This is a genomic window from Rhodobacteraceae bacterium D3-12 (genome assembly GCA_025916135.1).
Lineage (GTDB): Bacteria > Pseudomonadota > Alphaproteobacteria > Rhodobacterales > Rhodobacteraceae > JAKGBX01.
Map to the genome: position 1 here is coordinate 1,072,214 of CP104793.1, position 25,742 is coordinate 1,097,955.

At 61.8% G+C, this 25,742-nt stretch carries 23 protein-coding genes and 4 pseudogenes; 4 read left to right on the forward strand and 23 right to left on the reverse strand.

From position 1 onward, the window contains the following. Positions 1 to 10: 10 nt before the first annotated feature. The 6 genes and pseudogenes from N4R57_05360 to topA form a co-directional block, all read right to left on the reverse strand. Positions 11 to 925, reverse strand: a pseudogene (locus N4R57_05360) (flippase-like domain-containing protein). Positions 926 to 1,136: 211 nt separating this feature from the next. Next, positions 1,137 to 1,763, reverse strand: a complete 627-nt coding sequence (locus tag N4R57_05365; GenBank protein ID UYV38503.1) for a CoA transferase subunit B — start codon at positions 1,761 to 1,763, stop codon at positions 1,137 to 1,139. A gap of 20 nt (positions 1,764 to 1,783) precedes the next feature. Further along, positions 1,784 to 1,999 carry a hypothetical protein gene (locus N4R57_05370; protein UYV38504.1) on the reverse strand — a complete coding sequence of 72 codons (216 nt, stop codon included), beginning with the start codon at positions 1,997 to 1,999 and terminating at the stop codon, positions 1,784 to 1,786. A gap of 11 nt (positions 2,000 to 2,010) precedes the next feature. Then, positions 2,011 to 2,709, reverse strand: coding sequence for a CoA transferase subunit A (locus N4R57_05375; protein ID UYV38505.1), 699 nt, complete (start codon positions 2,707 to 2,709; stop codon positions 2,011 to 2,013). 200 nt (positions 2,710 to 2,909) lie between these two features. Continuing rightward, complete coding sequence (locus N4R57_05380; GenBank protein UYV38506.1) at positions 2,910 to 3,464, reverse strand: L,D-transpeptidase; 555 nt, start codon at positions 3,462 to 3,464, stop codon at positions 2,910 to 2,912. Between the two features lie 145 nt (positions 3,465 to 3,609). Continuing rightward, a pseudogene (gene topA / locus N4R57_05385) lies at positions 3,610 to 6,197 on the reverse strand (type I DNA topoisomerase). A gap of 164 nt (positions 6,198 to 6,361) precedes the next feature. Here topA and N4R57_05390 point away from each other — a divergent pair. Then, on the forward strand, positions 6,362 to 6,814 hold the full coding sequence (locus tag N4R57_05390; GenBank protein UYV38507.1) for a hypothetical protein: 453 nt from the start codon (positions 6,362 to 6,364) through the stop codon (positions 6,812 to 6,814). 45 nt (positions 6,815 to 6,859) lie between these two features. Here the strand turns inward: N4R57_05390 and dprA are convergent, their stop codons facing one another. The 12 genes and pseudogenes from dprA to coxB form a co-directional block, all read right to left on the reverse strand. Continuing rightward, positions 6,860 to 8,035 carry a DNA-processing protein DprA gene (dprA, locus tag N4R57_05395; protein ID UYV39511.1) on the reverse strand — a complete coding sequence of 392 codons (1,176 nt, stop codon included), beginning with the start codon at positions 8,033 to 8,035 and terminating at the stop codon, positions 6,860 to 6,862. 87 nt (positions 8,036 to 8,122) lie between these two features. Then, positions 8,123 to 9,541, reverse strand: a complete 1,419-nt coding sequence (locus tag N4R57_05400; protein ID UYV38508.1) for an FAD-binding oxidoreductase — start codon at positions 9,539 to 9,541, stop codon at positions 8,123 to 8,125. Between the two features lie 113 nt (positions 9,542 to 9,654). Continuing rightward, positions 9,655 to 10,506 (reverse strand): MBL fold metallo-hydrolase, encoded by an 852-nt coding sequence (locus N4R57_05405; GenBank protein UYV38509.1) that lies wholly within the window; start codon positions 10,504 to 10,506, stop codon positions 9,655 to 9,657. Positions 10,507 to 10,598: 92 nt separating this feature from the next. Beyond that, positions 10,599 to 11,183, reverse strand: a complete 585-nt coding sequence (locus tag N4R57_05410) for a GNAT family N-acetyltransferase (GenBank protein UYV39512.1) — start codon at positions 11,181 to 11,183, stop codon at positions 10,599 to 10,601. A 2-nt stretch (positions 11,184 to 11,185) separates the two neighbouring features. Further along, positions 11,186 to 12,448 carry an insulinase family protein gene (locus tag N4R57_05415; GenBank protein ID UYV38510.1) on the reverse strand — a complete coding sequence of 421 codons (1,263 nt, stop codon included), beginning with the start codon at positions 12,446 to 12,448 and terminating at the stop codon, positions 11,186 to 11,188. Further along, positions 12,445 to 13,833 (reverse strand): threonine synthase, encoded by a 1,389-nt coding sequence (gene thrC, locus N4R57_05420; protein ID UYV38511.1) that lies wholly within the window; start codon positions 13,831 to 13,833, stop codon positions 12,445 to 12,447. The genes N4R57_05415 and thrC overlap by 4 nt, the downstream gene beginning before the upstream one ends. Then, positions 13,830 to 14,524, reverse strand: a pseudogene (locus N4R57_05425) (SURF1 family protein). Before N4R57_05425 ends, thrC begins: the two are co-directional and overlap by 4 nt. 199 nt (positions 14,525 to 14,723) lie before the next feature. Next, positions 14,724 to 15,523, reverse strand: a pseudogene (locus N4R57_05430) (cytochrome c oxidase subunit 3). A gap of 2 nt (positions 15,524 to 15,525) precedes the next feature. After that, the gene (locus tag N4R57_05435) at positions 15,526 to 16,155 is read right to left on the reverse strand and encodes a cytochrome c oxidase assembly protein (protein UYV38512.1); all 630 of its coding nucleotides are present in this window, start codon (positions 16,153 to 16,155) and stop codon (positions 15,526 to 15,528) included. Continuing rightward, positions 16,155 to 16,331, reverse strand: coding sequence for a hypothetical protein (locus tag N4R57_05440; GenBank protein UYV38513.1), 177 nt, complete (start codon positions 16,329 to 16,331; stop codon positions 16,155 to 16,157). The genes N4R57_05435 and N4R57_05440 overlap by 1 nt, the downstream gene beginning before the upstream one ends. Positions 16,332 to 16,335: 4 nt before the next feature. Then, positions 16,336 to 17,289: a heme o synthase gene (cyoE, locus tag N4R57_05445; GenBank protein UYV38514.1), complete on the reverse strand. Its 954-nt coding sequence runs from the start codon at positions 17,287 to 17,289 to the stop codon at positions 16,336 to 16,338. 61 nt (positions 17,290 to 17,350) lie between these two features. After that, positions 17,351 to 18,262, reverse strand: a complete 912-nt coding sequence (gene coxB / locus N4R57_05450) for a cytochrome c oxidase subunit II (GenBank protein UYV38515.1) — start codon at positions 18,260 to 18,262, stop codon at positions 17,351 to 17,353. Positions 18,263 to 18,457: 195 nt separating this feature from the next. On the opposite strand from coxB, the gene tldD reads away from it, so the two are divergent. Then, positions 18,458 to 19,879, forward strand: a complete 1,422-nt coding sequence (tldD, locus tag N4R57_05455) for a metalloprotease TldD (protein ID UYV38516.1) — start codon at positions 18,458 to 18,460, stop codon at positions 19,877 to 19,879. Between the two features lie 67 nt (positions 19,880 to 19,946). On the opposite strand, the gene N4R57_05460 is transcribed toward tldD, so the two are convergent. The 5 genes from N4R57_05460 to N4R57_05480 form a co-directional block, all read right to left on the reverse strand. Then, positions 19,947 to 20,384 carry a hypothetical protein gene (locus N4R57_05460; GenBank protein ID UYV38517.1) on the reverse strand — a complete coding sequence of 146 codons (438 nt, stop codon included), beginning with the start codon at positions 20,382 to 20,384 and terminating at the stop codon, positions 19,947 to 19,949. A gap of 105 nt (positions 20,385 to 20,489) precedes the next feature. Beyond that, entirely contained in the window at positions 20,490 to 21,020 is a 531-nt protein-coding gene (locus N4R57_05465) for an adenine phosphoribosyltransferase (protein UYV38518.1), read from the reverse strand. 8 nt (positions 21,021 to 21,028) lie between these two features. Beyond that, positions 21,029 to 21,661, reverse strand: a complete 633-nt coding sequence (locus N4R57_05470) for a LysE family translocator (protein ID UYV38519.1) — start codon at positions 21,659 to 21,661, stop codon at positions 21,029 to 21,031. A gap of 20 nt (positions 21,662 to 21,681) precedes the next feature. Further along, on the reverse strand, positions 21,682 to 22,560 hold the full coding sequence (locus tag N4R57_05475) for an S-methyl-5'-thioadenosine phosphorylase (protein UYV38520.1): 879 nt from the start codon (positions 22,558 to 22,560) through the stop codon (positions 21,682 to 21,684). A gap of 176 nt (positions 22,561 to 22,736) precedes the next feature. Next, on the reverse strand, positions 22,737 to 23,174 hold the full coding sequence (locus N4R57_05480; protein UYV38521.1) for a MerR family transcriptional regulator: 438 nt from the start codon (positions 23,172 to 23,174) through the stop codon (positions 22,737 to 22,739). 70 nt (positions 23,175 to 23,244) lie between these two features. Here N4R57_05480 and N4R57_05485 point away from each other — a divergent pair, with 70 nt between their 5' ends. Together N4R57_05485 and N4R57_05490 are read left to right on the forward strand one after the other, a co-directional pair. Continuing rightward, positions 23,245 to 23,769 (forward strand): DUF2938 domain-containing protein, encoded by a 525-nt coding sequence (locus N4R57_05485; GenBank protein UYV38522.1) that lies wholly within the window; start codon positions 23,245 to 23,247, stop codon positions 23,767 to 23,769. A 151-nt stretch (positions 23,770 to 23,920) separates the two neighbouring features. Beyond that, the gene (locus tag N4R57_05490; GenBank protein UYV38523.1) at positions 23,921 to 25,582 is read left to right on the forward strand and encodes a SulP family inorganic anion transporter; all 1,662 of its coding nucleotides are present in this window, start codon (positions 23,921 to 23,923) and stop codon (positions 25,580 to 25,582) included. Positions 25,583 to 25,742: the final 160 nt, after the last annotated feature.

Genomic DNA, 25,742 nt, shown 5'->3' on the forward strand with positions numbered 1-25,742 from the left:
TTGATTTGGTTTCGGCGTGGGGGAACACGCAGAGCCCTATGAGAATGGCGAACCACAGGGTGGTGACGCGGATGACGGCAGTGGCGGGGACGGCGATTTCGGGGCCGATCCCTTCCATATAGAGGAGGGCGACCATGGCCGCTTCGGCCCCGCCGATGCCGCCGGGCGCGCCGGTGAGGCCGCCTGCGAGGGTTGAGAAGACAAAGATCATCACCGCCGTCCAGAAACCGATATCGGCCCCGAACCAGCCCAGCAGCAGGTGGAAAGCGTAGCCTTCAGCGAGCCAGCCGATCAGGCCGAGCAGCGCGGCAAAGCCGAGCGTTTGCGGATGGGAGAAGGCGCGCAGGCTATTGGCGGCGCGTTTGATGCGGATCATCAGGCGCGGGAAGAGGCCCGTGGCGCGGTAGAACCGCGTGGCGAGGCCGGATAGAAGGGCGGGGCGGGTGACGATCACCGCGCCGATCAGCGCCAGCAGCGCGACGGGCAGGCCGAGTTTGATGCCGCCAGCGGCCAGCGACAATGCGATGCAGAGGATCAGCCCCATCGCCGCAAGGTCAGAGGCGCGGTCGATCAGCACAAGGGGCGCAGTGCGCTCAAAGCTCCAGCCGGTTTCGCGGGCGATCCAGCGCATGCGGATCAGCTCGCCCACACGGCCCGGCGTGACGGACATGGCAAACCCGCCAAGGAAGTGGCGCAGGTTCGCCCCAAGGCCCAGCGGCAGGCCGAGGCGCCGCGCAAAGATATGCCAGCGCAGCCCGCGCAGCACGTAGTTGGCGATGGAAAGCGCCAGCAGCACGGCGATCTGCACCGGGCCGAGTTTGGCCAGCTGTTCGGCTGTTTCCTCCCAACCGGTGGCGGCGGCGAGGCTGATCAGCCCGCCGATCACCAGCACGAAAAGCCCGCCCAGAAGGGCGAGGTCACGCATCCGGCGGGGCCGGGAAGATGTGGTGTTGGCGCTGCTCATGCTCATTGCTGCCCGGATAGAGACAGATTTGGGCAAGAATATGAATTTGATGCGGAATAGGAAACAATTTCTTGCCCGGCTGTGGCCGCGTGACGCCGGGTGTTGCGCATATGAAAAAAGGCGCCCGCTGGGGGCGCCTTGTTTGATCGTTTGGCCGTGCGTGGCGCGGTGATCAGATGATCGTGGCCTCGGTCGCGGCGCGCATGTCTGCTTCGCTGACATCGGGGGCGAGTTCGACGATCTTGAGCCCTTTGTCGGTGACTTCGAGCACGCCAAGGCCGGTGATGATCAGGTCAACAACGCCTTGCCCGGTGAGGGGCAGGGTGCATTCCTTGAGCACTTTGGAGTCACCATGTTTGTTCTGGTGATCCATGACCACGATCACGCGGCCAACACCGGCGACAAGGTCCATCGCGCCGCCCATGCCTTTGACCAGCTTGCCGGGAATCATCCAGTTGGCGAGATCGCCGTTTTCGGCAACTTCCATCGCGCCGAGGATGGCCATGGCGATTTTGCCGCCACGGATCATGCCAAAGCTGGTCGCGCTGTCGAAATAGGAGGTTTGCGGCAGCTCGGTGATGGTCTGTTTGCCGGCGTTGATGAGATCGGCGTCTTCGGTGCCTTCAACCGGGAACGGGCCCATGCCGAGCATGCCGTTTTCCGATTGCAGCGTCACTTCGACACCTTCGGGAATGTGGTTGGACACCAGCGTCGGGATACCGATGCCGAGGTTCACATACATTCCGTCTTCGAGTTCCTGTGCGGCGCGAGCGGCCATTTGATTGCGGTCCCAGGGCATGTCTCAGCCTCCTTTTTCGTCTAGATTCTGGCGATCCGGCGCAGGGAGGCGGCGTTCAATTCTGCCGCTTCAAGCTGGATCATGGCCGTGGCCAGTTGCGCAACGATCAGGGAATGATCGCTGGAGGCGTCGATGCCGAAAGCATCGAGCGCCATACGCTTGGCCCGGTGAATATAGTCTGCCGTGCGATCCTCGATCAGGTCGGCGCGGCGTTTGAGAGCGTCTTCGCGGTCCATCACAGCCCCCTTTAGGCCGCAGGCCGGGTGGTGCGCTGTTCAATCCGCTTTTCGTGATCGCCCTGAATCAGGCGGTGCACGTAGATGCCGGGCAGGTGGATGTTGTCGGGATCAAGTTCGCCGGGTTGGACGATTTCTTCGACTTCCATGATGCAGACCTTGCCACACATCGCGGCGGGCGGGTTGAAGTTGCGCGCGGACTTGCGGAAGATCGCGTTGCCGGTGGTGTCGGCTTTCCACGCTTTGACGATGGCGAGATCGGCAAAGATACCCTCTTCGAGGATATAGGTCTCGCCATTGAAATCCTTGTGCTCTTTGCCCTCGGCAATCACGGTGCCGACGCCGGTTTTGGTATAAAAGCCCGGAATGCCCGCGCCGCCGGCGCGCATGCGTTCGGCCAGCGTCCCTTGGGGGTTGAATTCAAGCTCAAGCTCGCCCGAGAGATACTGGCGCATGAATTCGGCGTTTTCACCGACATAGGAGGAGATCATTTTGCGCACCTGCTTGGTCTGGAGCAGGATGCCGATGCCGAAATCATCAACCCCGGCGTTGTTGGAGGCAAATGTCAGATCCTTGACGCCGCTTTGCTTGATCGCCTCAAGCAGCAGTTCGGGGATGCCGCAAAGGCCAAACCCACCGGCGGCGATGAGCATGTCGTCGCGCAGAATACCATCGAGAGCTTCGGCGGCGGATGAATACACTTTTTTCATGGAGAACTCCCTAAAGCGTTTCGCAAATGCAGGCGCAGCACCGGTCCGGCCCGGAGATCCCGGAGAACCCAGAGAAAGCGCCCTTGGTTGCGCCCGTATGTGACGCGGGGGAAAGGCGGAGTCAACATGGCGCGCACCGCTTAGGCGTTTCTACCTATGCGATTTGCGGGCTGCGCATTCTGATGGACCGTGATGCGTGCTTAGATAACCCGCACCTGAGTGCCGATGGGGGTGATCGCAAACAGCTCGGCGATTTTCTCGTTATAGAGGCCGATGCAGCCATCCGAGGAGCGCCGCCCGATCTTGCGGGTGTCATGGGTGCCGTGGATGATATAGGCGGGCCAGTCGAGATACATCGCATGGGTGCCAAGCGGGTTTTCGGGGCCGGGGCCGATGGGTTTCCAATCGGGGAAACGCTGCATTTGCGAGGCGGTGGGTGTCCAGCTTGGGCCGACCTTTTTGCGCACGATCTTGGTATAGCCGCGCTTTGTCAGCTCGTCGGTTTTCGGAACCGATGTGGGATAGACCCGGTAGTCGCCCGTTGCCGACCAGTAATGCAGCGCCCGCGAGACGGTGTCGCAGACAATCGCGGCTTTGCCGAGGTCGTCGAAATGCTCGCGCCAGTCCTGCATCACGAAAGAGGAGATGTTGTTACGCGCAAAATCGCTCTCTTGAGCGCGAAGACTTGCAGGGAGAAGCGTGGCAGAGCCAGCAGTAGCAAGAAAAGCGCGGCGGGAAAACGGTGGGGTCGACATGGGGTCTGCTCCGGGATGTTCTGAGAGAGCGCCAGAGGGGGGCTCTGGGGGTGCTCTGAAAGGGGTTATTTCCCGAAAGCTATATTCGGCGCGGCGCAAAAGGCCAATCACACTCGCGTGTAACGGCGATCTTGCGCCGCTGCTGTTAACTTTTGGTCGCGGTCTTGCGCGGTGCCGCTTTTTTCGCCGCAGTTTTCTTGGCCGGTTTCTTGGCCGGTTTTTTAGCCGATTTTTTGGCGGTGCCCTTTTTAGAGGCCTTTTCGGCGATCAGGGCCACGGCCATGTCCATTGTGACATCCGCAGGTTCGGTGTCTTTGGGCAGAGTCGCGTTGACCTTGTCCCATTTGACATAGGGGCCATAGCGCCCCTCCATCACGTTAACGGGACCGCCGCTTTCGGGATGTTCGCCCAGCTCTTTGAGCGGTTTGGCGGCGGCACGGCTTCCGCGTCGGCCCGGATTGGCGCGTTTCTCGGCCAGAAGCTCGACCGCGCGGTTCATGCCCAGTTCAAAGACGTCGTTGGGGTCTTTGAGGTTGGCATAGACCGGCTTGGCCTCGTCCGGGAGCTGATGCATCACATAGGGGCCGAAACGGCCGAAATTGGTGCTGATTGCGCCGCCTTCGGGGTGGTCACCGATCTGGCGCGGCAAGGAGAGCAGCGTGAGCGCCTTTTCAAGGTCCATCGCGTCCTTGTCCCAGCCTTTGGGCAGGAAGCGCGTGGCGGTTTCTTGTTCTCTGGCGTCGGCTCTCCGCGTTGGACGTAGGGGCCGAAGCGCCCGGCCTTGAGCCAGATTTCGTCGCCTGCATCCTCGCCCAGAAGGCGTTCATCGCCCTCGGCCCCTTCGCCCGCGATGGGGCGGGTATAGGTGCATTCGGGGTAGTTGCCGCAGCCCACGAAGCCGCCGGTGCGCGAGGATTTGAGGTGAAGCTGACCGTTGCCGCATTTCGGGCAGACGCGCGGGTCGCTGCCGTCTTCGCGCGGCGGATAGAGTTGATCGGAGAGCGCATCATCAAGCACGTCGAGCACTTGGGAAATTCGCAGCTCAGAGGTTTCGGCGATGGCAGCGTTGAAATCCTGCCAGAAGCGTTTGAGCACGTTCTTGTAGTCACGGTTGCCCGCGCTCACGTCATCAAGCTCTTCCTCGAGATTGGCGGTAAATTCATAGCCGACATATTTGCGGAAGAAGTTCAGCAAAAAGATCGTGACGATCCGGCCCTTGTCTTCGGGGAATAGGCGGTTCTTGTCCTTGCGAACGTATTCGCGGTCTTGAATCGTGGTGATCACGCTGGCGTAGGTCGAGGGGCGGCCAATGCCGAGCTCTTCCATGCGTTTGACCAGCGTTGCCTCGGTATAGCGGGGGGGCGGCTGGGTGAAATGCTGCTCTGGCGTGACGCCTTTCTTGTCGGCGGCGTCGCCTTCCATGATCTGGGGCAGGCGCTTGTCGTCGTCATCGACCACCTGATCGTCGCGGCCTTCTTCATAGACCGCAAGAAAGCCGTCGAACAACACGACCTGTCCGGTGGCGCGCAGGCCGATTTGGCCGTCTTTGCTGCCGACTTCGACGGTGGTCCGCTCGAGCCGGGCGCTTGCCATCTGACAAGCGAGCGTGCGTTTCCAGATCAGGTCATAGAGCTTGCGCTGATCGTCTTCGCGCAGGTTCAGGGACGCGGCATCGGCCTCCATGTTGGTGGGGCGGATACATTCGTGGGCTTCTTGCGCGTTCTTGGCCTTGTTCTTGTAAATACGCGGGCTGTCGGGCACGTATTCGGCGCCATAGCGACCGGCGATCGCATCGCGGGCGGCGCTGACGGCTTCGGGGGCCATGTCGATCCCGTCGGTCCGCATATAGGTGATGTGGCCGGCCTCATAGAGGCGCTGGGCGGTGCTCATGCATTGGCGCGCACCCATGCCGAATTTGCGGCTGGCCTCTTGTTGCAGGGTCGAGGTCATGAAGGGCGGCGACGGGTTGCGCGCCGCCGGTTTGGCTTCGACGCTGGTGACCGAGAGGTCACGGCTTTCGATGGCCTGCACGGCCATTTCGGCTTGGGTGGCGTTCTCGATGTCGTATTTATCGAGCTTCTTGCCAGCCAGAACGGTGAGGCGGGCCTCGTATTGCTGACCACGCGGCGTGCCGAGCTGGGCTTTTACGCTCCAGTATTCGCGGGCGTTGAAGGCTTCGATCTCCATCTCACGCTCGACAATCAGGCGCAGACAGACCGATTGCACGCGGCCCGCGCTGCGCGCGCCGGGCAGTTTGCGCCAGAGCACGGGCGAGAGGTTGAAGCCGACGAGATAGTCGAGCGCACGGCGGGCGAGATAGGCGTCAACCAGCGGTTGGTCGATCTCGCGCGGGTTTTTCATCGCTTCGGTCACGGCGGATTTGGTGATGGCGTTGAACACCACGCGGCTGACTTGGCTGTCTTTCTTGAGAGCACGGCGTTTGCGCAGGGCTTCTTCCAAGTGCCAGCTGATCGCCTCTCCCTCGCGGTCGGGGTCAGTGGCGAGGATCAGGTTCTGGTCATCTTTCAGCGCGTCGGCGATGGCTTTCATATGGGGGCGCGAGTCGGTGCCGACCTCCCATGTCATCTCGAAATCATTGTCGGTATCGACCGATCCATTCTTGGCCGGAAGATCGCGGACGTGGCCATAAGACGCCAGAACGGTATAATCCTTGCCGAGATACTTATTGATGGTCTTGGCCTTGGCGGGGGATTCGACAACGACAACTGGCATGAAATTCCTTTCGACTCGACCGCATTTTTCCGCGCCCATCTGGCGGCGGAACATGTGTCGCCGGAGGGGGGATTGTCAATGCGCTCTATATAAAGGTTGCATTATGATTGGGTGCAACCCCGCCGTTTAGGCGGATTTTTTGGCAGAATAGAAAGGATTTCAGGATGTGGCGATTTGTCTTTTTGATTTGCGTTTTTGCGGCGTCGTCCTTGCAGGCGGATTATGTCGAGCCGAAGCGTGGCAGCTATGATCGCAAGGGGATGCTTGATGCGCTGCGCCCGCGGGTGGAGTGGATGCTGGGCATGCCGGTGGAGTTTGTCGTCCATGATGCGCGGCTGGCCGAGGGGCAGGGGTTGTCGCGCCCGGTTGGGTTTGTTTCGGTTACGGCGCAGCGGCCGGGCGGGACGCCGATTGATATGCGCAAGACGCCGGGATTTGCCCGTGGGCAGATTGACCCGGAGTACATGGATGGCAGCACGTCGCAGGCGCTTTTGATGAAGGTCGGCAAGACCTGGGTCGCGGTGCATTGGGCGCTGGGGGCGACCGATGCCTGGTATACCGCCGCCGAATTTTGCGAGCATTATTTTGCCGTTTTGCCAGAGGCTTGCGGCGGATAAAACGCTGGCTGTCTGGGCAGGGCAAGCAGGCGGTTTGGGCGGTGGTTATTTCCTTTCCCTAAGGCTTAATAATCCGCCGGCCTGACGTGCGACGCGGCCTTGCAGTTCAAGGTCGAGCAAGACGGGGGCCACCGAATTGGCCGGGCTGCCGAGGTCGCGGATCAGTTGGTCTTCGGCAACGGGAGAGGGGCCGAGCCGGTTGAGGATCATCTGATGCAGCGCGGCGGTTTCCCTGAGACTGCGTTGTTCGGGTGGGGGCGGGGCGGGCGCCGCTTCGGTTGGTGAGGCGAGTGGCATTTCGGATTGCGCCATGGGCGCATCCGGGGCGATGGGGGAGAGGGCTTCCATCACATCGTCGCCATTGCGCACCAGCCGCGCGCCGTCGCGGATCAGCATGTTGCACCCGGAGGCGCGGGCATCAAACGGGTGGCCGGGCACGGCCAGCACCTCGCGCCCTTGGTCTAGCGCATTGCGGGCGGTGATAAGCGAGCCTGATTTGGCGGCGGCTTGGATCACCACAACGCCGGTGCTAAGCCCCGAGATCAGACGGTTGCGGCGAGGGAAATGCCGCGCGATTGGGGACAGCCCGATTGGTTGTTCGGACAGTAGCAACCCAGCGGTGCTGATCTCCTCCGCCAGTTGCGCGTTTTCGCGCGGATAGACCACGTCAACGCCGCCCGCCATCACCGCGATGGTGCCGGCCTCGGCGCTGGCTTTATGGGCGACTGTGTCGATGCCCCGCGCCAACCCTGAGACGATCACCACGCCACGTTCCGACAGATCGCGGGCCAGTGATTTGGCCATGCGCAGGCCAAGGGATGAGGCATTGCGCGCCCCAACGATGGCCACCATCGCGCGCGTCAGGGCATCGCCGTTGCCCTTGATCCAGAGCAGTGGCGGCGCATCCTCAAGATCATGAAGTGCAATGGGGTAGTCCGCCTCGCCCAAGGCGACCAGCCGGGCGCCGAGCCGGACCCCGGCGCGCAGCTCACCAATGGCGGTTTCTTCTGAACAGGCGGTGTAATCTCTGATCCCGGCCTCTGCCGCGACATGGGGCAATGCGCCAAGTGCTTCGCGCGCGCTGCCATGTTCGCCAAGCAGGCGAAAGAAGGTCGATATACCAACGCGTTTGGAGCGCAAGAGACGGAGCCACGACAGCTTCTCATCTTCCGTGGTGGGTGGGAGTTGGGGGTGAGTGGAAGAGTGAAACTCGTTCGCCATCATGACTCCGCCTTCTTGCAGAATCATATCTAGCGCACGGATGGTTAACGGGAGGTAAACCGCGCCGGGAAAACCTGCGCGTCCGGTTCAGTTTTGCCGCAGAACAGCGCCCGGGTTCATGATCCCGAGCGGGTCGAGCGCCGCTTTGATGCCGCGCATCGCGGCCAGCCCGGTGGCATCGCCATACCGCTCAAGCTCGCCCACTTTCAGCCGCCCGACACCGTGTTCGGCCGAGAAGGAGCCGCCCCGCGCCGCCACCGCCTCGTGGACGAGGTGTTGCACCGGATCGGCCATGCCGGGATAGTCATCGCGGCGTTTACCTTTGGCGGGAAAGACGTTGAAATGCAGGTTGCCATCACCAAGGTGCCCAAAGCAGTTCACCCGGAAATCACCCAATTCGGTCAAGGCTTTGCGAGTGGTTTCGATGAAGGGTGCAACCTCGCTGAGCGGCAGTGAGACGTCATGGCTCGAGATCGACCCGATCAGGCGGTTCGCCTCGGGGAGACGTTCGCGGATGTCCCAGAGCGCGTCGCGCTGGCTGCCCGATTGCGCGATGACGCCATCGCTGACCAAGCCGGCGTCGAGGGCTGTCTCAAACAGGCTTGCCAGAGCGGCTTCGGGGTCTTGGCCGCCGAACATCCCGAGCTCGATCAGCACCATCCAGTCGGGGGCCGGGTCAAACGGGCGACGCAGGTCGGGGATCACCTCCTCAAGGAAGCGAAAACCTTCGCCGTCGATCAGCTCAAACGCGCTGACCGCGTCGCCGACGCGCGTGCGCAACATGGTCAGCAGGCTGAGCGCGGCTTGCGGGTTTGCCACGCTCAGAAGGGCAGTGCCTGCGGTCTCTGGCAAGGGCGCCAGTTTGAGAGCGGCGCCGGTGATGACGCCCAATGTGCCTTCGGAGCCGATCAGCAGGTTGCGCAGATCATAGCCGGTGTTGTCCTTGCGCAGCCGCGTCAGCCCGTCATAGACCGAGCCATCCGGCAACACCGCCTCGACCCCCAGACAAAGGTCGCGGGCATTGCCATAGCGCAGCACGTTGACGCCGCCGGCATTGGTGGCCAGCATGCCACCGATCCGGGCCGAGCCTTTGGACGCAATCGACAGCGGGAACAGCCGGTCCTCCGCCTCGGTTTTGGTGTGAATGTCCTGCAAGATGGCGCCTGCGTCGACAATGGCGACGTTCTCTTCGGGATAGATCGCGCGCATCCGGGTCATGCGCTCCAGCGACAGGATCATCGGAGCGGGGCCGGTTTCCATGACCTGTCCGCTGACCAATCCGGTGCCGCCGCCGTAGGGCACCACGCCGACGTGGGCTTTGGCGGCGCATTTGATGGCTGTGGCCACTTCTGCAGTATTGGCCGGGGCGACGACCACGCCGGCCTGTCCGTGCCATTTGCCGCGCGGCTCTTCGAGGTAGCGCGGTTCGACCTCGCGTAGGGCCGCCTCAGGCAGGTTCTGGCGTAAAAGCTCGACGAAGGTTTGATCAGCAGGGGACAATATCATGCCCCGTTTGTAACAGGTTGCACCGCCCTGTCGAGCGTGCAGGTGCCGCTGTTTCGGACTTGGTGCAAATACTCGGAAAATCCTGAAATTTTGCCCAAATGCGCTGCCGCTTGTCAGGGGGCGTCATCACGCAGCAAGCGCGGGTAAAGCACATGGATCGTCGGCTTGTTCGGCAGGCTGCGCAGCGAAACGGTAAGGCTTGTCGCGCCGGTATCCACCACGGCAAAATCGTCCGCCATGCCGGTGACGAAGGCTTGCAATGTCCAGCCTTCGAACCAGTGCATCGGGATGACCACCGAGGATTTCAGCCGTTTGAGAATGGCGATCATGGTGGGCAGATCGACGGTCATGCCGCCATCGACCGCCGCCATCACCACGTCGAGCCGCCCAAGTGCGGCGAATTGTTCGGGCGTTGGTTCGTGATGCAGGTGCCCCAGATGCCCGATGCAAAGTCCGGCGACTTCGAAGATGAAGATCGAATTGCCGGAAGGTTCGACCCCACCCATGCCTGAGCGAATATTGGTCGGCACGTTGCGCACGGCCATGTCGCCGTGTTGCAGGCTGTGCCAGATGCCTTGGCCAAACGTCTCGCCCCAGCCCTTGAGCACATGGGGGATACGTGGATCAGGATCGGCGGTCCAATGGGTGCCGTGGGCGTGGTTCATGGTGACGATGTCGGGGACCAGATCGGTTTTGCCGATGAAGCCGGTGTAGTCGGTCACCGCCGCAATGCCGCCGGGTGACTGGATCAGGAAGGACGCATGGGCGAGGTAGCTGATGCGCACCGTGTGATCAGGCAGGGGATCGCGATAGCTGGCGCGGTGGAGGAAGGTGAGGCCGGGGGCCGCGTCGGCAATGGCAAGACAGTGCGACGCGGTGCGGGTCTGGGCATTGGCGGGGCTGATGCCAAACCCTGTGCTTATGCCGGTCAGCAGCAGGGTGAGGAGAAGGGCAAGACGTATCATGGCCCCAACTATAGCATAAAACGCCGTAGGGTGGGGTTTCACCCCACCCTTGCCCTCCAAACTTGCCCCGCCCACGCTTGGCTGGTCAATTTTCAGCCAACATCCGTGCGGCCGCGCCGATCGCTGCGCAGCGAGGCATAGAGCACATGGGTGCGCCAGCGCCCGTCGATCTGGAGATAGCTCTGCGCGACGCCTTCGTATTTGAAGCCGGTTTTCTCCAACAACCCGCGAGAGGCGGCGTTTTCGGGGAGGCAGGCGGCCTCGATCCGGCTGAGGTCCATGTGGCGGAAGGCGTGGTGCACCACGGCTTCGATGGCTTCGCGCATATAGCCCGCCCGCGCGAAGGGCTGTCCGACCCAGTAGCCCAGCGTGCCGGCCTGTGCCGGGCCGCGGCGGATGTTGTCGAGGGTGATCGCCCCGACCAGAGTGGCATCATCACGCCGCACAAGAAACAACGGCAGCGCCGTATCCGCCGAGATTGAACGCTGTGCCCAGTAGACGCGGTTGGTGAAGGCGCGGCGCGACAGGTGGTCATCGGCCCAGGCCGGTTCCCAAGGTTGGAGGAAATCGCAACTGTCGCGGCGCAGTCCGGTCCAGGCGTGGAAATCCGAATGCAGGGGTGCGCGCAGGGTCAGCCGGTCGGTTTCCAGCCGGATTTTCTTGCGGCCCCGTGACAGTATCACGCCGCGCGCCTTTCGTTGAGCGCCTCGAGGGTAGGCGCACTGGCGACCGGGCCATAGAGCGCGAGCGCCGCGCTTGCGCCGGTGACCATATGACCGGCGAAATCGCGCAGCTCGGACAGAGTCACCGCGTCGATCCGCGCGACGATCTCGTCAATCGAGGGGACGCGGTCCCAGAGCTGGATCATGCGGGCCAGACGTTCGGCCCGGTTCGAGGGGCTTTCCAGCCCCATCAGCAGCCCGGCTTTCATCTGCGCACGGGCGCGGTCAAGCTCGGCCATGCTCATGTCATCGGCGGCGCGGCGCATCTCGTCTATGGTAAGCTCGGCAAGATCGCCGACCTGTTCGCCCGAGGTGCCAGCATAGACAGTCATGAGGCCGGTGTCGGAATAGGCCCCGGCCTGTGCAAAGATCGTATAGCAGAGGCCGCGCTTTTCGCGCACCTCCTGAAACAGGCGCGAGGACATGCCGCCGCCAAGGGCGTTGGCATAGATTTGCGCGGTATAGATCGCCGGGTCGCGCACGTCGGGGGCTTCGAAGGCCAGAGCGAGGTGGGCTTGTTCCAGCGTTTTCTCGTGACGGATCTCTCCGCCGGAAAACCGTGCGGCGGTAAAGCTTGGGGCCGAAGAGGCGGCCATGTCGCCAAACAGTGCCTCGGCCTGTTTGACGATTGCGGCGTGATCAACGGCGCCAGCAGCGGCGAGGATCATCCGGTCGGCGCCATAGTGTTCCCCGATAAAGCCACGTAGGTCGCTTTGATCAAAACCGCGCACCCGGTCGGGCGGGCCGAGGATGGTGCGCCCGATGGGTTGATCGGGGTAGGCGCGTTCCTGCAGCCAGTCAAAGATCACATCGTCGGGCGTATCAAGCGCCTGTCCGATCTCTTGCAGGATCACGTGGCGTTCGACCTCGATCTCGCCCGGCTCTAACAGCGGGTCGCGCAGGATGTCACCGATCACGTCAATCGCAAGGCCCACATCCGCGCCCAGCACGCGGGCGTAATAGGCTGTCGCCTCGCGGCTGGTATAGGCGTTGACGTAGCCGCCAACGTCTTCGATGGCTTCGGCGATTTGCACGGCGCTGCGCCGTGTGGTGCCTTTGAACGCCATATGTTCAAGGAAATGGGCGATGCCATTTTGCTCGACACGCTCGTTGCGCCCACCTGCGGTGACCCAGATGCCGACCGAGGCCGATTGCAGGCCGGGCATATGTTCGGTGACGATGCGAAAGCCGTTGGGCAGGGTGGTGATGGTCTGGCTCAACGCTTTCTGCGCTCCTCGATCAGGGTTTCGATGGCGGTCAGGTCGTTTTCGACGCGGGTCACACGTTCGTCCCTGTCAAACAGGTCGGCCATATGCGGGGGCAGCGGCGGGTGAATGCCGGTGGCCGCTTTGACCGCATCGGGGAATTTCGCCGGATGGGCGGTGGCGAGCGTGATCATCGGCGTGGCCGGGTCGCGCTGTTCTTCGGCGACTTTGACGCCAACGGCGGAGTGCGGGCAGAGCAATTCGCCGGTTGTGTCCTTGAGGTGCGCGATGGTGGCGGAGGTTTCTTCCTCGGAGCAGCGGCCGGAGTCGTAGTTTTCGCGCAGGGCTTGCAAAGCGCCTTGGCTGACCGAGAAGCCGCCTTGTTTCAGCTCGTCCATCAGCTGAGCCACGGCGGATCCGTCACGGCCATAGGACTCGAACAGGGCGCGTTCGAAATTCGAGCTGACCTGAATGTCCATCGACGGGCTGATCGACGGGGTGACGCCATCGGGTTTGTAATCCGAGGTCGAGAGGCAGCGGTGCAGGATGTCGTTCTGGTTTGTGGCCACAACCAGCCGGTCGATCGGCAGGCCCATACGCTTGGCCAGATACCCGGCGAAGATGTCGCCGAAATTGCCGGTGGGCACTGTGAAGCTGACCTTGCGGTCGGGCGAGCCGAGCGAAACGGCAGAGGAGAAGTAATAGACCAGCTGCGCCAGAACGCGGGCGAAGTTGATCGAGTTCACCCCTGCCAGCCCGACGGCATCGCGGAACTCAAAATGGTTGAACATGTCTTTCACGCGCGCCTGACAATCGTCAAAATCGCCGGTGACGGCGAGGGCGTGGACATTGCTTTCCGAGGGGGTGGTCATCTGGCGGCGTTGCACGTCGCTGACCCGGCCATGGGGGTAGAGGATGAACACATCGACATTGTCGAGACCGCGGAACGCCTCGATCGCGGCAGAGCCGGTATCGCCGGAGGTCGCGCCGACGATGGTGACGCGTTTGCCGTTGCGTTCAAGCGCGGCTTGGAACAGCTGGCCGATGAGCTGCATCGCGAAGTCTTTGAACGCCAGCGTCGGCCCGTGGAACAGTTCGAGCAGGAAGTGGCCCGGTGCGAGTTGCACGAGCGGCGCATAGGCGGCGTGGTTGAACCCTTCATAAGCCTTGGCGATGATGGTGCGGAACTCATCATCGCTGAACGTGTCGCCAAGATAGGGGCGCATGATGCGAAAGGCGGTCTCTTGGTAGCTGAGGCCGCCGAGCGCTGCGATCTCATCACGGCTGAGCGTGGGGATGGTTTCGGGCAGGTAGAGCCCACCGTCACGCGCCAGCCCGGTGAGCATGGCGTCTTCAAAGCTGAGCACTGGTGCGGTGCCCCGTGTCGAGATGTATTTCATCCGCTTTTGCCTTTGTTCTGGCTGTCGTCATCAGAGCGGCGACGCCGCAGGAAGTAGGTGGTCATTACCACCCAGGTCAGCGCGAGGCCATACCAGGTGAGCACGTATTCCAAGTGGCGGTTGGGAATAGAGGATGTGTCCACCGGCAAGGGCGCGACGGAGGTGTCTTTGGGCGCGGTTTCGCGGGCGATGAGCAGAACGGGTTCGGTGCCGAGATGCTGGGCGAGGGCAGGCACATCGCGGGCATACCAGATATTGGCGGCGAGGTCTTTTTCGGGCGTGTAGCCATCCGTTTCATCGGGCCAGTGGAGGTTGCCGGTGATGGTCATTCGCGCGCCGGGGCGGGGGTGGATTTGCGGTTTGTCGGGATGAAGCCGCGATCAACGAGGATCTTGCGACCGTCCGTTTCAAACGCCTGAATGATGCGGAACCCGGCGCCGAAGTCGCGGGTGGAGACGAGGATATGCGTCTCAGGGCCGGTCAGTTGTCCGGTGGCGCTTACGGCGAGGAAGCGATCCGTTTCGGGGGCGGGCGTGGCCGGTACGGGCACGGGGGTCGCGCTGAGGCGGGCTTCGATCGCGGCGAGGTAGTCGGCCTTTTCCCCCATGCGCCGGAGTTGCCAATTGCCGAGCGAGACAAGCGCCACGAGGATCGCGGCGGCAAAGATCAAGAAGGGCAGGTTGCGGCGCATAGGGAGGCTCTTTGGTCAGAGTGCAGCGCGTTTGTAGGCGCGATTGCGGGGGAGGGAAGGGGGCGTTGGCTGATGTGATCGGCTTTGCCGCGTAGTCATAAGGTGGCTGCGCTTGCGGTGTAGAAGGCAGCCTTTGCACCAAAGCAAAACGCCCCGCCGGTTGGAGGAGCGTTTGCTTGCGGTTCGCATATCGGGCTGCTTAGCCGCCCCAGATGTAGATCGCGGCAAAGAGGAAGAGCCAGACCACATCAACGAAGTGCCAGTACCACGCCGCCGCCTCAAAGCCGACATGGCTTTGCTGGGTGAAGTGACCGGCCTGAAGCCGGAGCAGGCAGACCAGCAGGAAGATCGTGCCGATCAGAACGTGGAAGCCATGGAAGCCGGTCGCCATGAAGAAGGTCGCGCCATAGATGTTGCCGGCAAAGCCGAACTGCGCGTGGCTGTATTCATAGGCCTGCAGAATGGTGAAGAACACGCCCAGAACGACGGCGAGGATCAGACCCCATTTCATGTCGTTGCGGTTGTTTTCATGGGCCAGCGCGTGGTGCGCCCATGTTGCGGCCATGCCCGAGCACAGCAGGATCAGCGTGTTGATCAGCGGCAGGTGCCACGGGTCAAAGGTTTCGATCCCTGCGGGGGCCAGACGCTATCGACGATCGGGCTTTCCGGGCCCATCGGATACAATGCGTGTTTGAAGAAGGTCCAGAACCAAGCCGAGAAGAACATCACTTCGGAGATGATGAACAGCACAACGCCGTAGCGCAGGCCGATCTTGACCACTTCGGTGTGGTCGCCGGTGTTGGATTCGTGGACCACTTCGGCCCACCAGCCATACATGACGTAGAACACGAAGAGGAAGCCGAGGATCATGACCCATGGCGTTACGTCGTGGAAATAGAGCACCGACCCGAAGAGCAGGATGAACCCGGCCAGAGCGCCCAGCAGGGGCCAGGCCGACGGGGGCAGAATGTGATAGTCGTGATTTTTTTCGTGCGCCATTATTATCCCTCGTTGGAGGCTTGGTTGTTGTCGATTGGTTCGCGATCCTTGCGCTGCGCGGTTTTGTCATCGGCAGGCAGGTCGATTTCGTAGAAAGTATAGCTCAGCGTGATCGTATGCACGAATTTTGCGTCGCGGTCATCGACCATTTCGGGGTCGACATAGAAGGTCACGGGCATTTCGACCCGTTCGCCGGGCTGCAGAACCTGTTCGGTAAAGCAGAAACATTCGATCTTGTTGAAGAAATAGCCCGCCTCGTAGGGGGTCACGTTATAGCTGGCCTGACCGGCGATGGGGCGGTCGGTGGGGTTGTGCGCCTCGTAAAAGGCGAGGCCGGTTTCGCCGATGCGCAGCTCCATTTCCTTCTGCATGGGTTTGAATTCCCAGCCGAAGCCTTTGGCCTGTGAGGCGTCAAAGCGCACCTTGACCGTGCGTTCGAGGATCTTGTCGCTGGCGGAATCGGCGGTTTGCGGCACGCCGCCAAAGCCGGTGACGCGGCAGAACCAGTCGTAGAAGGGCACTGAGGCCCACGCCAGCGCGCCCATGACAAGAACGACACCGACCGTCATCGCGAGGGTCTTTTTCTTGGGGTCCATCTTGGTAGAGTCAGTGTTTTTAGGGTCTGTCGCCATCAGCTGTCTCCCTGTTGCGGTGCGCCCGCTTCGGGTTGGACGTTAAAATCGCCGCGCTTGGTTTTGACCAGCGTCAGGCCAAAGATCAGCGCAACAAAGCCGATCAGCACCAGCGCGAGGCCGACATTGCGGCCAAGGCGGCGTTTGTGAAGCTCGTGTTCGACTTTGATTGTCATGTGCTTACCAGCCTCCCATGCCATAGGTTTTGAGCATGGCCTCGGCCAGAATGGCGAGGAAATGACCGAACAGATAGAGAAGCGACAGGCCGAAGACCTTTTTTTCGGTGCGGTAGTCGTCGGCTTGGGCCTGAACCTCGTCGCGTTTCCAGATCGTCCAAGCGCCGTGCAGGAACAGGGTGTTGAGCACCAGCGCCGTGGCAAGATAGAGCGGCCCGCCGATCGAGGTGGCGGCAATGCCGAGCGCGATCGGGGTCAGCAGGATGGTGTAGACAAGGATATGCGTGCGGGTCGCGCGACGGCCATGGGTCACGGTCAGCATCGGCACGTTGGCTTTTTGATAGTCGGCCTTCATGAACAGCGCCAGCGCCCAGAAATGCGGCGGGGTCCACATGAAGATCAGGGTAAACATCAGCAGCGACTCGGGCGAGATGCCACCGGTGGCCACGGCCCAGCCGATCATTGGCGGGAAGGCCCCTGCGGCCCCACCGATCACGATGTTCTGAGGGGTCGAGCGTTTCAGCCACATCGAGTAGACGACCACGTAAAAGAAGATGGTAAAGGCAAGGATCGCCGCCGCCACCCAGTTGGTGGCAAGCCACAGCATCACCACCGAGAACACCGACAGGAACGTGCCAAAGCCAAGCGCTTCGCCTTCGGTGACGCGGCCCGACGGGATGGGGCGGCTTTGGGTGCGTTTCATCACGCGGTCGATGTCGGCATCCCACCACATGTTGAGCGCACCAGACGCCCCTCCGCCAAGCGCGATGAACAGGATCGCGGTGAAACCGATCAACGGGTGGACGCCTTGGGGGGCAGCAACAAGGCCAACGAAAGCCGTAAACACAACCAACGACATGACGCGCGGCTTCAGCAAGGCAAAGAAATCACGGAAACCTGCGTCGCCGGTGTTTGCCTGTGTTTGAATGCTGCTGTCGGTCATGCTGGTGTCGCTCATGGCTCGGGCTTTCCTGGCAGGTCCGGCCCCGCGTGGTGCAGGGCCGGGTCTTGGGCTTGGGTCAGTTTACGGCCGATACGTCAACGTATTCTTCGGTCGAGACAACTTGTGCGAGCCATTTGTCATAGGCGTCTTGGCTGACCACTTTGACCGTGATCGGCATATAGGCGTGGTCCTTGCCGCAAAGCTCGGAGCACTGACCAAAGTAGATGCCTTCCTTTTCGGCCTTGAACCAAAGCTGGGCCAAACGGCCGGGCACGGCGTCTTGCTTCACGCCAAAGGCGGGGATGGTCCAGGAGTGGATCACATCGTCGGCGGTGACGGTCATCACGACGACCTTGTTCACCGGCACAACAACCGAGGTGGTGGTGGCGAGCAGGAACTCGTCCTTGTTGAAACCGGCATCCACCAGCTTGGCGCGCATGGTGTCATCCAGCACGTAGGGTGTGACCTCGGCGTCCTTGGGGCGAACATCGGTGTCGAGGCTGGCCGGGTTGCCGATCATGTAGCTGTCGAAGCCGAAATCGTTTTCGGTATCGGTATACTCATAGCTCCAGTACCACTGGTGGCCGATGACCTTGATGTTGACTTCGCCCTCTGGGATTTCCTGTTGTTTGAACAGAACCGGAAGCGAGAACGCCCCGATAAACACCAGAATCACAATCGGCGCGAGGGTCCAGATGACCTCGACCGGAGTGTTGTGGGTGAAGGTCGCGGGGGTCGGGTTGGCGCGACGGTTGTAGCGCACGATGATGAACGCGATGAGAGCGAACACGAACACGCAGATGGCTGCGATGATGATGTTCAGCATGTGGTCGAGAAAGTGGATGTCGCGGGCCAGTTCGGTCGCTGCGGGCTGGAAGCCGAGCTTACCGTCTACTGGTTTGCCGATGGTTTCCAAGGCCGTTTGAGCCATGGCAGGCGCAGCAGCAACGGTGGCCAAGAAGGTCAGAAGGTGGGAGAAAAGTCGCATATGTCACCCTGATCGGTTTGAGTGGTCTTCGTTTCATTTGTCCGGGCGGCCCGCGTTTGGCGAATTACCCGTTGTTTTGCCGCGCTTGTGTAACCATATTCCGTGCAACGAAACAAGAATTCCACTTGCGGCAAACGGACGCTTTTTTTGACATAGATCAAATCGCCGGGGCATGGAAGAGAGGATGGAACCCGAATGACAGAGTTATCTTTCCGCCCGTTCGAGCAGGCGTTGGACCTTGAGAAATCCCTGAAGCTGTTGCGGCAGGCCACGGATGGCGCCGATGACGGCGAGATTTTTCTGGAACGTCGCCGGGGGGAATCGCTGGTTTTTGACGATGGTCGGGTGAAAGCGGCCAGCTATGACGCGAGCGAGGGATTCGGCCTGCGGGCGGTCAATGGCGACGTCGCGGGCTATGCTCATTCGACCGAAATTTCCGAGGCGGCACTGAGCCGGGCTGTGGACACCTGCCGCCTTGCCGTGGGGGCCGGCGGAGGCAGTATGGCCGATGGGCCGGCGGCCACGAACCGGCGGCTGTATGGTGATCTGGACCCGATTAGCGACGCGGAATTCCCTGTAAAGATTGAGGTTTTGCGCGAGATCGACGCCTTTGTGCGGGGCCTTGATCCGCGGGTGGTGCAGGTGTCGGCGGTGATCGCGGCCTCGTGCCAAGAGATTGAAATCCTGCGCCCTGATGGGGTTCATCTGCGCGATGTGCGGCCAATGACGCGGGTGAATGTGTCGGTGATTGTCGAACAGGACGGGCGGCGCGAAAGCGGCTCTGCCGGGGGCGGCGGGCGGCTTGGGCTTGCCGGATTGCTTGACCCGGAAGACTGGCAGGCCAAGGCGCGCGAAGCGTTGCGGGTGGCCTTGGTGAACCTTGATGCGGTGCCCGCTCCGGCGGGGGCGATGGACGTGGTTTTGGGGCCGGGATGGCCCGGCATCCTGCTGCATGAGGCGATTGGTCACGGGCTGGAAGGTGATTTCAATCGCAAGGGAAGCTCGGCTTTTGCCGGGCTGATGGGCGAGCGGATCGCCGCGCCGGGGGTGACTGTGCTGGATGACGGAACGATTCCCGACCGGCGCGGATCGCTGTCGTTTGATGACGAGGGCACGCCGAGTTCCAAGACGACCTTGATCGAGGATGGGATCCTCGTTGGCTTCATGCAGGACCGGCAGAACGCGCGGTTGATGGGGGTTGAGCCCACCGGCAACGGGCGGCGCGAGAGTTTTGCCCATGCGCCGATGCCGCGGATGACCAACACCTATATGCTGGGCGGTGAGGCCGAGCCGGGTGATCTTGTTTCGTCAATGAAGGATGGGATTTGGGCCGTGGGATTCGGCGGCGGGCAGGTTGATATCACCAATGGCAAGTTCGTGTTCTCCTGCACCGAGGCTTACCGTGTGGAAAACGGCAAGGTGGGTGCGCCGGTGAAAGGCGCGACGTTGATCGGAGATGGGGCGACCGCGCTGAACAATATTCGCGGGCTTGGCAATGACATGGCGCTTGATCCGGGCATGGGAAATTGCGGTAAGGCGGGACAATGGGTGCCGGTGGGGGTTGGCCAGCCGACCACCTTGATTGGCGGGCTGACTGTTGGCGGCTCGGTCTCGTAAGGATTGCCGTGAGGATAGGCGTGGGGATGTGCGTGTAAGGGGGTGATTGCACGTATAAGCCCCCGCTTTAGCTCCCTGATTTGTTGGTCATGCGAAGTGCTGTCAGCGCGAGATACAGCCCATCGGTCAACCCGCCGGGCGGGTAGGGGCCATAGTGGTTGGCGCCGACTGTAAAGCTGACCCCGATCCGGTTGCCCGGCACATCGCGGAACTTGAACATGAAATAGTCGGTCTGCGCATCAAGTGTTGCGCTGAGCATCTGGCGAAGGCGGTCCCGCGTCATTGCGCCGTCAAAGCCCTGTCCCCAATCAACATCGACACGGATCGCGGCGAGACCGTCGAAGTCATCACCCATTGCGGCGGCGGCGAGCGATTCTTTGGTGATGTGAAGCGGCTGCAGGTATGGATCGTTGGAATAAGTGCTCACCACCTTGAGGGACACGGCGGGCGCGGCGAGAAAGAGAATGACAAGCGCCGGGCGGATGAAGGCGTATTTGTCATTCATTGCAGCCACATCGCGCCAGTTTCGGATGGCACATGAATGGCACAGAGAGGCTTATAAAGGATTAACGCGGCGTGGCACCGGCGGTTGAGCGCCGCGCGCCTTGTATTAGAGCCCTTCGAAGTCGCACAGGGCGAGCACGTCCATTCCCATCGCTTCGAGCCGCTTGCGACCGCCCAATTCGGGCAGGTCGACGATAAAGGACGTGCCGACGATTTCACCGCCCAGACGTTCGATCAGCTTGATCCCGGCCTCGGCGGTGCCGCCGGTGGCCAGAAGGTCATCGACCAGCAGAATTTTCTCGCCCGGTTTGATGGCGTCGTCGTGAATTTCGACCACGGCTTCGCCGTATTCGAGGGTGTATTCTTCGGAAATCACCGGGCCGGGAAGCTTGCCCTTCTTGCGGATCGGGACGAAGCCGGTGGAGAGTTGGTGGGCAATCGCGCCGCCAAGGATGAAGCCGCGAGCCTCAAGCCCGACGACCTTGTCGATCTCGACACCGGCATAGGGGTGCAGCATCTGGTCAATCGCCATGCGAAAGCCGCGCGGGTCAGCAAACAGCGTGGTGACATCGCGGAACATGATGCCTTCGTGCGGGAAATCGACGATGGTGCGGATGTAGTCTTTGACGGTTTTCATATGTCTTCTCAGTTGGTTGCGCGGCGTAGCGTTGCGGTCATGACGCCCATCCCGATCAACGCGACACCGCCCGAGCGGGTCAGCCATGTAATGACATTTGGGCGTTTGATCGTGGCGCGGAGCCGGTCGGCCAGTAGCGCATAAGCCAGCGCGTTGAGCGCGGCAAGGGTGACGAAGGTGGCAATGAGGATGGTGAACTGCGGCAGGATCGGCGCGCCGGGGCGGATGAACTGGGGCACGAAGGCGACGAAGAAGGCGATGGATTTCGGGTTGAGCGCGGTGACGGCGCTGGCGTGCCAGAAGACCGAGCGCGCGCGAATTACATCAGGTGCATCAGGCGGCACGAGCCCTTGGGAGGGGCCGGCGCGCAGCAGTTTCAACCCCATCCAGACCAGATAGGCCGCGCCGATCCATTCCGTGGCCGTAAAGAGCGCGGCCGACGTGAGCACAAGAGCGCCAAGTCCGGCGAGAGAGGCGCTCATCGCGATCAGATCGCCAAGTGCGACGCCGGAAGCCGAGGCCACGGCCACGCGCCGCCCCTGAGAGAGCGCATAGCTGAGCACCAGCAGCACGGTCGGGCCGGGAATGAGCAGAAGGGCGGTCGAGGCGGCCACGAAGGTGAGCCAGAGGTCGAGAGGCATGGTAACTCTCCAATGGTTTCTCAGGAGTTAAGAACCCGTCCGGCGACGGCGTCAAGCTTGGTAACAAGCGCCGCGTCGCGCGCTTCGGGCGCGGTCAGAATGGCGAATTCGAGGGCGCGGTCGCAGCCATGCGGGCAGGGCGCACGATCAGCCCCGAGAAGGGCGGGGAGGCGGCGCACCATGTCGCGGCCCTTGTCGGCGTTGCCCATCAAAGTGGCAATGATTTCAGTCACATCGACTTCGCCATGCTCAGGGTGCCAGCTGTCGTAGTCGGTGACCATGGCGATAGAGGCATAGCAGAGCTCGGCTTCGCGGGCGAGTTTGGCTTCGGGCATGTTGGTCATGCCGATCACATCCGCGCCCCAATGTTCGCGATACATTTTGGATTCGGCCAGTGTGGAAAATTGCGGGCCTTCCATGGCGAGGTAGGTGCCGCCATTGTGCATGGTGATCCCGGCGTCGCGTCCGGCCTCTAGACAGGCGGCGGAGAGGCGCGGGCAGGTCGGGTGGGCGACGCTGACATGGGCGACGCAACCGGGGCCAAAGAAGCTTTTTTCGCGCGCGAAGGTTCGATCAATGAATTGATCTACAACAACAAAATCGCCCGGTGCCATGGCCTCGCGAAAGGAACCGCAGGCCGAAACCGAGATCACGTCAGTGACGCCAATGCGTTTGAGCGCGTCGATATTGGCGCGGTAGGGCACCGAGGTTGGCGTGTGCACATGGCCGCGCCCGTGACGCGGCAGGAAGGCCATTTTGACGCCGCCCAGAACCCCGGTCAGAACCTGATCCGACGGGGCGCCCCAAGGGGTTTCAACGGTGCTCCATTCAGCGCCTTCCAACCCGTCGATGTCATAAATGCCGGAGCCGCCGATCACGGCGATCATCGTTTCTGTCATGCTGCCCTCTTCTGCGCAAACCTAGGCGCATTAGTGCGGCGGGTGGGGGCAAAAGGCAAGGTGGCGTGCGGCGTGTTAACCGGGATGTGAGGGGCGCTGAAGGGGGGTGACTCTCGGCTGACATCCGGCTGACTCCCGGCTGCCGGGGGAGATGGCGTGGCGGGGGCGGCGAATCGTTAACTTTTGGCTGTAGATTTGCGACTTTTCGCGGATTTATTTTTCGGGTGGCTGAGCGCGGCATCCATCATGCGCCGGAAAGAGGGGCATTCGGAATGGCTGGGCGCGGAGCAATTGGCGACATGTTCGAGAATGTCGCTGAGCAGGGACAGCTGTTTGACCTGCGCGCGCAGCTTGTCCGACTGGGCCAGCAGGAGGTCACGGTCAAGGTCGAAGCGATCGTCACCCACAAAGGCGACGGCGATGTCATCGAGCGAGAAACCGGCGCTTTGCCCCATTGTGATGAGGGCGAGGCGGTCGAGGACGTTGGAGTCATATTGCCGCCGCAGACCTTTGCGGGCCAGCGACTCGATCAGCCCGCGCTCTTCATAATAGCGCAAGGTCGAGGCGGCGAAGCCGGAGCGGGCGCTGACTTGGGAAATATCGAGAAGTTTCATCTTGACCTCAAGTTGGCTTGAAGTGGCAGTTTGCGACGGTGAACAGGGCAACGCAAGCTAGGAGAGGCGCATGATCGGAATTTGGCAGAGCATTTGGCAGAGCAACGGGGAAGCAATTGTGCAAGCGGTGGGCGTGGGCATTGGGGCGACCGTGATCCTTGATGTTTTTGGCATGGTTCGGGCGCGGATGATGAAAGAACCGGCGCTTGATTGGGCCATGTTCGGGCGATGGTTGGGGCATGTTGTGCGCGGGCGTTTCGTGCATGAGGCCATTACCGCGTCGGCCCCGGTGCCGTTTGAGCGGCCATTGGGCTGGGCGTTTCATTACCTTGTCGGGATCGGCCTTGCGATTGGGTTTTTGGGGATCGTCGGGGCGGGGTGGTTCGCCGCGCCGGTGCTTTGGCCTGCGTTTACCTATGGGCTTGCCACGGTGATCTTGCCTTGGGTCACGACGCAACCGGGTCTTGGCATGGGGATTGCGGCGTCACGGCTTCCCAATCCGTGGGGGGCGCGGTGGCGCAGCGTAATGACCCACGCGGTCTTCGGGCTTGGCCTCTATCATGGGGCGCTGGTTTGGCGGGCAATACCGCTATAGAGCGGCCATAGAGCGGCCGGTTTCCTGTGCTGCAAGGCGGCTTGGAGCGAAACGCTCTGGTCAAACGCGGCGAGGAGCGCTAGACGCGCCCTTGAAATGCTGCACGCGCCAAGCGCGCGCCGAGCCATATAGCACAGCCACAGGACGCCCCATGAGAACCAGCTTTTTCGCACAGATCGCCAACCGTCTGGACTTTCCCGACTTGCGCCGAATGCCGAAGGAGCCGATGAATGCCACGCGCATCAGGATCGAGGTTTTGGCCGGTTTGACCGTTGCGTTGGCATTGGTGCCCGAGGCGGTGGCCTTTGCGTTTGTCGCGGATGTGCATCCGCTGGTCGGGCTTTATGCAGCGTTTATTGTCGGGCTGATCACGGCGATTTTCGGTGGCCGTCCGGGGATGATTTCGGGCGCGACGGGGGCCTTGGCCGTGGTGATGGTGGCGCTGGTGGCGTCGCATGGGGTTGAGTATCTGTTTGCCACGGTCGTTTTGATGGGCGTGCTACAGATCATTGCCGGGGTCATGCAGTGGGGCAAGTTTATCCGGCTGGTGCCGCATCCGGTGATGCTGGGCTTTGTCAACGGGCTGGCGATTGTGATTTTTCTGGCGCAGATGGGCCAGTTCAAGGTGCCGGGGACCATGGTGAACGACGGTCACGGGATGAGCGGGGGCGTATGGCTTTCGGGCACGCCCTTGGTGCTGATGCTGGGTCTTGTGGCGCTGACCATGCTGGTGATCTGGGTGATGCCGCGGATCACGCGGGCGGTGCCTGCGCCGCTGGCGGGGATTGCGATTGTGGCGCTGGTGGTGATCGTATCGGGGCTGGACGTGCCGCGGGTCAAGGATTTGGCCGAGATTAAGGGCGGTTTCCCGAGCTTTCATAACCCGTTTGGCGAGGGCATGGGGATTTACGGCAGCGCGCTTGCGCCGCTGACGCTTGAGACGTTTTACATCATCCTGCCCTATGCTGTGATCCTTGCGGCGATCGGGCTGATTGAGAGCTTGCTGACGCTGAACCTTGTCGGGGAAATCACCGGTGAGCGCGGCGGGGCGAGCAAGGAGTGCATCGCGCAGGGCGGGGCCAATGTGGTGACCGGATTTTTCGGTGGCATGGGCGGTTGCGCAATGATCGGGCAGTCGATGATCAACGTCAAATCCGGCGGGCGCACGCGGCTGTCGGGGATCGCGGCGGCGTTGTTTTTGCTGGCGTTTATCCTGATCGCGAGCCCGTTGATCGAGCAGATCCCGCTGGCGGCCTTGGTCGGGGTGATGTTCATGGTGGTGATCGGCACATTCGCGTGGCATTCGATCAAGACGCTGGCGCGGGTGCCGTTGAACGATGCGTTTGTGACGCTGTTGGTGACGGTGGTGACCGTGGCCTATGACCTTGCGATTGCCGTGGTGGTCGGGGTGATCGTTTCGGCGCTGTCTTATGCGTGGAACAACGCGCGGCGGATCCATGCCGTGACCCATGAGACCCCCGAAGGCGCGCGGGTTTACCAGATCCAAGGGCCGCTGTTTTTCGGGTCGGCCGAAGGGTTTGGCGAATTGTTCAACGTCAAAGATGACCCGGCGATGGTGATCGTTGATTTTCAGGACAGCCGCGTTGTTGATCAATCGGCGTTGCAGGCGATCGAGGCGATTGCGGGGAAATATGAGGCCGCCGGGAAGCGGCTTCAGCTGCGCCATCTCAGCCGCGATTGTCACCGGCTGCTGTCACGCGCCGGGCATCTGGTGGTGGATAGCGATGACGACCCCGATTACGAATTGGCGGTCAATTATTCGGTGCGCACAGGCATTTTGGGCGGGCATTGAGCCAGGTTTGAGGCGCTTTGTCCGGGTTTTGAGGGCTGGGGTTTTGAGGGCTGTTTTGTTGAGGGCCGGGCGTCCAAAACCCGGTATTTAAACCGTTACAATTGGATTTGTTCAGGTTTTGTAAGGGTTTTGCCGCCATCCTGCGCCCAAGGGCAATGCA

Bases quoted from the DNA above. Each gene is read 5' to 3' on its own strand.
- N4R57_05365 (UYV38503.1), bottom strand. From the start codon at position 1,763: ATGCCCTGGGACCGCAATCAAATGGCCGCTCGCGCCGCACAGGAACTC.
- N4R57_05370 (UYV38504.1), bottom strand. From the start codon at position 1,999: ATGGACCGCGAAGACGCTCTCAAACGCCGCGCCGACCTGATCGAGGAT.
- N4R57_05375 (UYV38505.1), bottom strand. From the start codon at position 2,709: ATGAAAAAAGTGTATTCATCCGCCGCCGAAGCTCTCGATGGTATTCTG.
- N4R57_05380 (UYV38506.1), bottom strand. From the start codon at position 3,464: ATGTCGACCCCACCGTTTTCCCGCCGCGCTTTTCTTGCTACTGCTGGC.
- N4R57_05390 (UYV38507.1), top strand. From the start codon at position 6,362: ATGTGGCGATTTGTCTTTTTGATTTGCGTTTTTGCGGCGTCGTCCTTG.
- dprA (UYV39511.1), bottom strand. From the start codon at position 8,035: ATGGCGAACGAGTTTCACTCTTCCACTCACCCCCAACTCCCACCCACC.
- N4R57_05400 (UYV38508.1), bottom strand. From the start codon at position 9,541: ATGATATTGTCCCCTGCTGATCAAACCTTCGTCGAGCTTTTACGCCAG.
- N4R57_05405 (UYV38509.1), bottom strand. From the start codon at position 10,506: ATGATACGTCTTGCCCTTCTCCTCACCCTGCTGCTGACCGGCATAAGC.
- thrC (UYV38511.1), bottom strand. From the start codon at position 13,833: ATGAAATACATCTCGACACGGGGCACCGCACCAGTGCTCAGCTTTGAA.
- N4R57_05435 (UYV38512.1), bottom strand. From the start codon at position 16,155: ATGGCGACAGACCCTAAAAACACTGACTCTACCAAGATGGACCCCAAG.
- N4R57_05440 (UYV38513.1), bottom strand. From the start codon at position 16,331: ATGACAATCAAAGTCGAACACGAGCTTCACAAACGCCGCCTTGGCCGC.
- cyoE (UYV38514.1), bottom strand. From the start codon at position 17,289: ATGAGCGACACCAGCATGACCGACAGCAGCATTCAAACACAGGCAAAC.
- coxB (UYV38515.1), bottom strand. From the start codon at position 18,262: ATGCGACTTTTCTCCCACCTTCTGACCTTCTTGGCCACCGTTGCTGCT.
- tldD (UYV38516.1), top strand. From the start codon at position 18,458: ATGACAGAGTTATCTTTCCGCCCGTTCGAGCAGGCGTTGGACCTTGAG.
- N4R57_05460 (UYV38517.1), bottom strand. From the start codon at position 20,384: ATGAATGACAAATACGCCTTCATCCGCCCGGCGCTTGTCATTCTCTTT.
- N4R57_05465 (UYV38518.1), bottom strand. From the start codon at position 21,020: ATGAAAACCGTCAAAGACTACATCCGCACCATCGTCGATTTCCCGCAC.
- N4R57_05470 (UYV38519.1), bottom strand. From the start codon at position 21,661: ATGCCTCTCGACCTCTGGCTCACCTTCGTGGCCGCCTCGACCGCCCTT.
- N4R57_05475 (UYV38520.1), bottom strand. From the start codon at position 22,560: ATGACAGAAACGATGATCGCCGTGATCGGCGGCTCCGGCATTTATGAC.
- N4R57_05480 (UYV38521.1), bottom strand. From the start codon at position 23,174: ATGAAACTTCTCGATATTTCCCAAGTCAGCGCCCGCTCCGGCTTCGCC.
- N4R57_05485 (UYV38522.1), top strand. From the start codon at position 23,245: ATGATCGGAATTTGGCAGAGCATTTGGCAGAGCAACGGGGAAGCAATT.
- N4R57_05490 (UYV38523.1), top strand. From the start codon at position 23,921: ATGAGAACCAGCTTTTTCGCACAGATCGCCAACCGTCTGGACTTTCCC.